Here is a 6,879-nt window from a genome sequence, read left to right on the forward strand (position 1 = left end):
TGAGAACAAGCGCGAGGGCGGGGCCAGGGATGCGGATCGACAGGCGCAGGGCATTGGCCTTGCTGGGTCTGGGCGCGGCGGCGCCCGCAACGCGGGTCGCCGCGCGAGAGGGCCGCGCCTTCCGGCACGGTGTGGCCTCGGGCGATCCGTTGCAGGACCGGGTGATCCTTTGGACCCGCATCACACCGTCCGGCGCCGGTGAGGTGGCCTATAGCTGGAGCCTCAATCCGACCGACCGAAGGGGGGGCGGCGCCAAGCGCGGCCAGGGCATCACCGGCGCCGATCGCGACTACACGGTGAAGGTGGACGTGTCCGGCCTAGACCCGGCGCGGGCCTACAGCTTCCAGTTCGAGGCGGGCGGGGTGAAGTCGCCGGTTGGTCGCACCAGGACCCTACCGGTGGGGCCGACCAAGGACGCGGTCCTCGCGGTCTGCACCTGCGCGCTCTATCCCAACGGCTACTTCAACGCCTACGGCGCGATAGCCGCCCTGCCCAGGGTCGATGCGGTCCTGCATCTGGGCGACTACATCTACGAATACGGTGGGCCTGGCTCTTACGGCATGGATAGCGCCGTGGCCGGCGAGCGGCCGCACGACCCGCCGCACGAATGCCTGAGCCTCGCCGACTACAGGCGCCGTCACGCGCAGTACAAGACCGACCCTCAGCTGCAGGCCGCGCACGCCCGCGCGCCCTGGATCGTCGTGTGGGACGATCAAGAGACGGCGAATGACAGCTGGATGGGTGGAGCCGAGAACCACCAGCCGGCAGCGGAGGGTGACTGGAACGTCCGCAAGGCGGCCGCTATCAAGGCCTACTACGAGTGGATGCCGATACGCGAACCGGCGGGCGGCGGCTTCTCCATCAACCGCAGCTTCGACTTCGGTGACCTGGCCAGCCTGTTCATGCTGGAGACCCGGCTTACCGCCCGCGACCACCAGCTTTATCCCGACAAGGAGATGCCAGCCGCGCCGACTGCCGCAGACTTGGCGGCGTGGCGTCAGCGCTCGGCCGATCCTGCGCGCAAGATGATGTCGACAAGCCAGGAGGCATGGCTTGGCAAGGAGCTGGCCGCCTCGGTGAAATCCGGGCGTCCCTGGCAGGTCATCGGCAACGAGGTGGTGATGGCCAGGCTCGTCACCCCGCCTATCCACAAATACATGAGCGGTGAGGCTTATGCCGCCGCCAAGGCGGCGCTGACGCGCGCCGGCGTAAATCGGTTGGGGCGCATCGAGGCGAATGCGGCGCTGGGGCTGCCCTGGGGCGCCGACATGTGGGATGGATACCCTGCCGATCGCGCGCGGCTGTACAGCCTGATCCAGAAGGCCCGCGCCAACGCCATCGTGGTTTCCGGCGACAGCCACGCCTTTTGGGCCAATGAGCTCTACGACGCCGAGACCGGCGGCAAGCGAGTGGCGGTCGAGTTTGGGACGGCCGGGATCAGCTCGCCGGGGCCCGGTCTTTCCATCGCCTCGATCCCGCTGGGTGATGCTTTCGCCAGGCACAATCGCGAGGTGCTCTTCAACCAGCAGACCGCCAACGGCTTCGTGCTGCTGACCCTTACCCATGCCCAGGCGACCGGCGAACTCGTGGCCGTCTCCAGCGTCAAGGACCGGGCCTTTACGACCAAGGCGATCGCGACCTACCGCGCCACGCCGGGTCCAGCCGGCGTGTCGGGATTGAAGGCGGTTTAGCGGCGCTCCAGCGCCAGGCGCACGCCGAAGGCCAGGAAGACGCCGCCGGTGAGCCGGTCCAACCAACGCACGATGCTCGCCCGCTGCAACGCGCCAGCGATCGGTCGGGTCGCGCCGATCAGGCAAGCCGACCAGGCCAGGCCGAGCGCCGCATGGATCGCCGCCAGCAGAAAGATGAAGGGCGCCGGGGAGACGCCGTTCGCCAGGAACTGCGGCAGAAACGAGATGTAGAAGACGCCGACCTTGGGGTTCAGGAGGTTGGTGAGGAGTCCGCGTCGCATCCAGACGATGTCGCTGCCGGCCAATTTCGGGCCACCAGCAAGCTCGAACCGCGCGCGGGGCTTTAGGATCAGGTTGAGGCCGAGCCAGACGAGATAGCCGGCCCCCACCCACTTGAGGACGGCGAAGGCGAACGTCGAGGCGGTGATGAGGGCGCCCAGGCCCAGGGCCACGGCCGCGCCCCAAACCAGGCAGCCGGTTATGATTCCCGCCGCAGCGAAGCCCGCTCGTTTGGGCCCTTCGACCGCCGCGGTCCGCAGGATCAGCGCGGTGTCCAGGCCCGGGGTCAGCGTCAGCAGGCCGGCAGCGACCAGATAAGCGAGGAGGGCCTGGGTGACGGTCATGGCCGCTCGACCAGCTTTCCGTCCTTGATCACCCGGTAGAAGCAGGATCTTGCGCCGGTGTGGCAGGCGCCGCCATCGCCCTGCGGCAGGACTTTCAGCCAGACGGCGTCCTGGTCGCAATCGATCCGCGCCTCGACAACCCTCTGGACCTGGCCGCTGGTCGCCCCCTTGCGCCAGAGCTCGCCGCGAGAGCGGCTGAAGTAGTGCGCCTCGCCGGTGGCCAGCGTCAGGCCAAGCGCCTCTGCGTTCATCCAGGCGAACATCAGCACCTCGCCGCTGTCGGCATTCGTCGCGACGGCGGCGATGAGGCCGTTGGCGTCGAAACGGGGGCTGAGCGTCTCTCCGTGTTCGAGAGTGTGCTTGTCGGGCGCGGTCGGGAATGTGGAGGCCATGGACCGCATATGGCGCCGCCGCCTTCGCCGACGCTAGTGTCCCACGGCCGAAGCTCGCCAGATGAGGCGAATCGCGTTGTGGCCTAAGCTCTGGAAAACGGGGATTTGGGCGATGATTGAAACTTGGGGCGAAGGCATCGCCGTGATGCTGGCCCTCGTGGGCATCTATTTCCTCTGGCAGATCCATGAGCGGCTGAACACCGCCGTCGCTCTGCTGGGAATGATCAACAAGCAGATGCTGATCGGGGACGACGACGACTGAGCAGGCGAGCCGCCGCTGGAGGCAAACGTTGTGTTTGGACGGCGCCCGTGGGACCATCGGGGGCCATGATCAAGGGCCTGCATCACAACGCCTATCGTTGCCGCGACTCCGAGGAGACACGCGCCTTCTACGAGGATTTCCTGGGTCTGCCGCTGAGCGGCTCGCTCTTGATCCAGACGACCAAGAGCGGGCGCAGGACCAAGGTGCTGCACACCTTCTATCGGATGGATGACGGCTCCTTCCTGGCCTTCTTCGAAGCGCCGGACATGCCGTTCGAGTTCAAGAGCCAGCACGACTTCGATCTGCACATCGCCCTTGAGGTGACGGGCTCGGCGATGGAGGCCATGTTCGCCAAGGGCAAGGGCCTAGGTATGGAGGTCCGCGGCGTCTCCGACCACGAGTTCATCGACTCCATCTACTTCCGCGACCCCAACGGGTACGTCGTTGAGTTGACCGCCAAGCGCCCCGATCACGACGAACTCATGGACCCGTCCCGCAACCGGGCGCGCGAGATTCTCGACAAATGGACTTCTGAACGGCCGGCTGGAGCGTTGGCATAGCCCTGGCGGTCGGGGCCATGGCTCCGGCGGTGGGTCTCCCCGGCCACGATCGACCGTTCGCCCGAGGCTACGGTGAGGCTGAGCGCACCAGTCCGCTGGCGCCCGATAGAGGGGCTATTTTCGGTTCACGAAGTCCAGGAAGCGCTGGCGCAGCGTCGGGTCTGTTTTGAAGACGCCCGTGAACTGCGTGGTGATCGTCGAGACATGCCTATGGTGCACGCCGCGCGTCGACATGCACTGGTGGTTGGCGTCGATCAGCACCGCAACGCCGGCAGGGCGAAGGCTGTCGGTGATGGCGTCGGCGATCTGCTGGGTCATGGTCTCCTGGGTCTGGAGACGCTTGGCGAAGATCTCGACGACGCGGGCGATCTTGGAGATGCCGACGACACGGTTGGTCGGCATGTAGGCCACGTAGGCCCTTCCAAGGAACGGCGCCATGTGGTGCTCGCAGTGGCTCTCCACCTCGATCTCACGAAGCATGACGATGTCGTCGTAGCCCTGCACGTCCTCGAAGGTGCGGCTCAGCTCCTTAGCCGGATCGGCCTCATAGCCTTCGAACCATTCGGCATAGGCGTCGACGACCCGCTTGGGCGTGTCGACCACGCCTTCGCGGCGCGGATCGTCACCGGCCCAGGCGATCAGCGTGCGCACCGCTTCCATCGCCTCCTCGCGGGAGGGGCGTTTCACGGCGTCAAGATCAAGGTCGGGCTCTCCGACCAGGGTTCGGTCGCGAATTGCGTCCATGGCGAGGATGTTCTTTCCCGGGCTGAGTTGCGCCGGGACGAAGGTCCCGGAAATGACGCGTGGCCACCCTTGTTGGATGGAAGAGCAGCTCAAAGGTTCCTTTGGGTTCCCGTGGCTTCCCTATCCTCCGATCTGTATATGGGCCGAAGCCGCCATCGGGCAACTGTCACCCTGCGTAAGTTTAGAGACCTATGCCGCTCACCCTCTACGACACCATGGCCCGCAAGAAGCGGCGCTTTGTCCCCTCAGATCCGAGGCGCGTGACCATGTATGTCTGCGGGCCGACAGTCTATAACTACAGCCACATCGGCAATTTCCGCCCCGTCGTGGTCTTCGACGTGCTCTTCCGCTTGCTGCGCCGCCTCTATGGCGATGAGGCGGTGCGCTATGCGGCGAACGTCACCGACGTCGACGACAAGATCAACGCCAAGGCCGCAGAGGAAGGCGTGCCGATCTCGGCGATCACCGATCGCTACCTCGCCGCCTACAACGCCGATGCTGCGGCGCTGGGCGCGCTGATGCCGACGGCGCAGCCGCGGGCGACCGAGACCATGGACGCGATCATCGCGATGATCGGCCGGCTGGTTCACAACAATGCAGCCTACGCGGCCGAGGGCCACGTGTTGTTCAACACCCAAGGGTTCAGCGACTACGGCAAGCTCTCGGGCCGACCGCTGGACGAGATGATCGCCGGCGCGCGCGTCGAGGTCGCGCCCTACAAACAGCACCCGGCGGACTTCGTGCTCTGGAAGCCGTCGAAGCCCGGCGAGCCGGTTTGGAAGAGTCCCTGGGGTCCCGGCCGGCCCGGCTGGCACATCGAGTGCTCGGCGATGATCGAACAGGAGCTTGGCCTGCCGATCGACATCCACGGCGGCGGCATCGACCTGGTTTTCCCGCACCACGAGAACGAGCTCGCCCAGGGAATGTGCGACGGTCATGCGCACGAGGCCTACGCCAACTACTGGCTGCACAACGGCTTCCTGAATATGGACGACGAGAAGATGTCCAAGAGCCTGGGCAACGTCGCCCTGGCGCACGACCTGCTGGAGCAGCAGCCGGGCGAGGTCATCCGCTGGGCGCTGCTGGCGGCGCACTATCGCCAGCCGCTGGCCTGGACCGACGAGGCCCTCGTCCAGGCGCGCAATTCACTGGATCACCTCTACGGTGTTCTCGGCCGCGCGCGGAGTGTGGCGGCAGGCGGCAGCGCGGCCTTGGCCGAGGAACAGCTCAGCCCTCTCCTGGACGATCTCAACACGCCGGCGGCCATAGCGGAACTGAAGCGGTTGGCCACGGACCTGGACGCAGCGGTGCGCAAGGGCCTGCCCACCGCGGCGACGCTCAAGCAGGACCTGATGTCCCTGGCTGACGTGCTGGGCTTCCTGCAGGCCGAGCCGCAGGTCTGGTTCCAGGGTGGGGCAGATGAGGGGCTCAGGGTGCAGATCGATGAACTGATCGCCGCCCGCGACGCGGCTCGGGCCGCCAAGGACTGGGGCGAAGCAGATCGCATCCGAGCCGAGCTTACCGCGTTGAACGTCGAGGTCATGGACGGACCCGCCGGCGCCACATGGCGGATCAAGGAGCAGGCCTGATGCCGATTGCACCTCCGCCCCCGCTGAAGGCCGGGCTGTTCGGACGGGGCGGCGCGCCCAAGCCGCCGAAGACCACGCCCACGGGCGCGCCCCCACCGAAACCTCCGCCGGGGCTGAGGATCGAGCACCGGATCGGCATCCAGGCTCCAGCCGAAGTGATCTGGGAAGTGATCGCCGACCTGAAGTCCTGGGAAACGTGGAATCCTCTATATCCAAAGGCCTCCGGCGAAATCCACATCGGCTCGGTCATCGACGTCACCCTGACGCTGCCGGGTCAACAGCCGCAGCAGATCAAGCCCACCGTGCTCGAATGGGTGCCGAACGAGCAGCTGCACTGGCGCCTCAGCATGATGGGCGGCCTGGTCAAGACCACCCGCTTCATCGAGATCGAGACGCTGGCGGAGGAGAGCTGCATTGTCTCCGACGGCGAACTGTTCGCGGGCCTGATGGGTCCCTCGATCGGCAAGCGGATGGGCCGGGCGATCTATCGCGGATTCCTCGAGATGGACGAGGCGCTGAAGGCTCGCGCCGAAGCGCTCTGGCTGAGCCGTAAGGATCCGGCTCGCGCCTAGCGGCAGTCCTTTTTTCCGGCGAGCGAGATCAGGCGAGCTTTGCGGGGATCGTTCTGCAGGTTCGCCGCCATGTCGCTCGTCATAGCGGCGGTAGAGCCGCTCAGCGCGCGCTCGGAGGGGGCGAGCCTCCTTTGGGCCTGGGCGTTGAAGGCATTCTGCTCGGCCGTGTTCTTGGCGTCGGCGGCGGCCTGAGCGGCCTTTCCGGCATAAGGAACAGCACCCAGCGAACTGGCGGAGGCGTTTGTGGCGCTCTGCTGAGCGGCGGGGGCCTGGCCCTCCTTCTGCACTTGGGCCTGCCGGGTCTTGAGCTCAGTCGCGGCCGACTGGGCCTGAGCGACGTGAGCGGGGTTCATTGGGACGCCGCCGGAAGCCAACAGTTCGCCCTTGATTTGGTCGCAGGTCATGGCCTCGTCGCCGGGGCGCATGCCCGCCGGGTCGTTCATCGA

General features: G+C 66.5%; 9 protein-coding genes. 5 read left to right on the forward strand and 4 right to left on the reverse strand.

Annotated features, from left to right (window positions below):
• The first annotated feature begins 29 nt into the window (after positions 1 to 29).
• Complete coding sequence (locus VGI62_RS01290; protein ID WP_331502577.1) at positions 30 to 1,691, forward strand: alkaline phosphatase D family protein; 1,662 nt, start codon at positions 30 to 32, stop codon at positions 1,689 to 1,691.
• Here VGI62_RS01290 and VGI62_RS01295 read toward each other — a convergent pair.
• Positions 1,688 to 2,314 carry a LysE family translocator gene (locus tag VGI62_RS01295; protein WP_331502578.1) on the reverse strand — a complete coding sequence of 209 codons (627 nt, stop codon included), beginning with the start codon at positions 2,312 to 2,314 and terminating at the stop codon, positions 1,688 to 1,690. The two genes, VGI62_RS01290 and VGI62_RS01295, sit on opposite strands and share 4 nt — an antisense overlap.
• Positions 2,311 to 2,706: a phosphoribosyl-AMP cyclohydrolase gene (hisI, locus tag VGI62_RS01300; RefSeq protein WP_331502579.1), complete on the reverse strand. Its 396-nt coding sequence runs from the start codon at positions 2,704 to 2,706 to the stop codon at positions 2,311 to 2,313. Before hisI ends, VGI62_RS01295 begins: the two co-directional genes overlap by 4 nt.
• Positions 2,707 to 2,818: 112 nt before the next feature.
• On the opposite strand from hisI, the gene VGI62_RS01305 reads away from it, so the two are divergent.
• Together VGI62_RS01305 and VGI62_RS01310 are read left to right on the forward strand one after the other, a co-directional pair.
• Positions 2,819 to 2,968 carry a hypothetical protein gene (locus VGI62_RS01305; protein ID WP_331502580.1) on the forward strand — a complete coding sequence of 50 codons (150 nt, stop codon included), beginning with the start codon at positions 2,819 to 2,821 and terminating at the stop codon, positions 2,966 to 2,968.
• 65 nt (positions 2,969 to 3,033) lie between these two features.
• On the forward strand, positions 3,034 to 3,528 hold the full coding sequence (locus tag VGI62_RS01310) for a VOC family protein (protein WP_331502581.1): 495 nt from the start codon (positions 3,034 to 3,036) through the stop codon (positions 3,526 to 3,528).
• 114 nt (positions 3,529 to 3,642) lie between these two features.
• Here VGI62_RS01310 and folE read toward each other — a convergent pair whose 3' ends face one another.
• Positions 3,643 to 4,272: a GTP cyclohydrolase I FolE gene (gene folE / locus VGI62_RS01315; RefSeq protein ID WP_331502582.1), complete on the reverse strand. Its 630-nt coding sequence runs from the start codon at positions 4,270 to 4,272 to the stop codon at positions 3,643 to 3,645.
• Positions 4,273 to 4,463: 191 nt separating this feature from the next.
• Between folE and cysS the strand changes: the two genes are divergently transcribed.
• Positions 4,464 to 5,861, forward strand: coding sequence for a cysteine--tRNA ligase (gene cysS, locus VGI62_RS01320; protein WP_331502583.1), 1,398 nt, complete (start codon positions 4,464 to 4,466; stop codon positions 5,859 to 5,861).
• Positions 5,861 to 6,433 carry an SRPBCC domain-containing protein gene (locus VGI62_RS01325; RefSeq protein WP_331502584.1) on the forward strand — a complete coding sequence of 191 codons (573 nt, stop codon included), beginning with the start codon at positions 5,861 to 5,863 and terminating at the stop codon, positions 6,431 to 6,433. Before cysS ends, VGI62_RS01325 begins: the two co-directional genes overlap by 1 nt.
• Here the strand turns inward: VGI62_RS01325 and VGI62_RS01330 are convergent.
• Positions 6,430 to 6,879 (reverse strand): hypothetical protein (locus VGI62_RS01330; protein ID WP_331502585.1); only part of this gene is annotated, 450 nt, incomplete at its 5' end. The genes VGI62_RS01325 and VGI62_RS01330 overlap by 4 nt on opposite strands.

Origin of the sequence: Phenylobacterium sp. (assembly GCF_036495085.1) — a bacterium.
Taxonomy (GTDB): Bacteria; Pseudomonadota; Alphaproteobacteria; order Caulobacterales; family Caulobacteraceae; genus Phenylobacterium.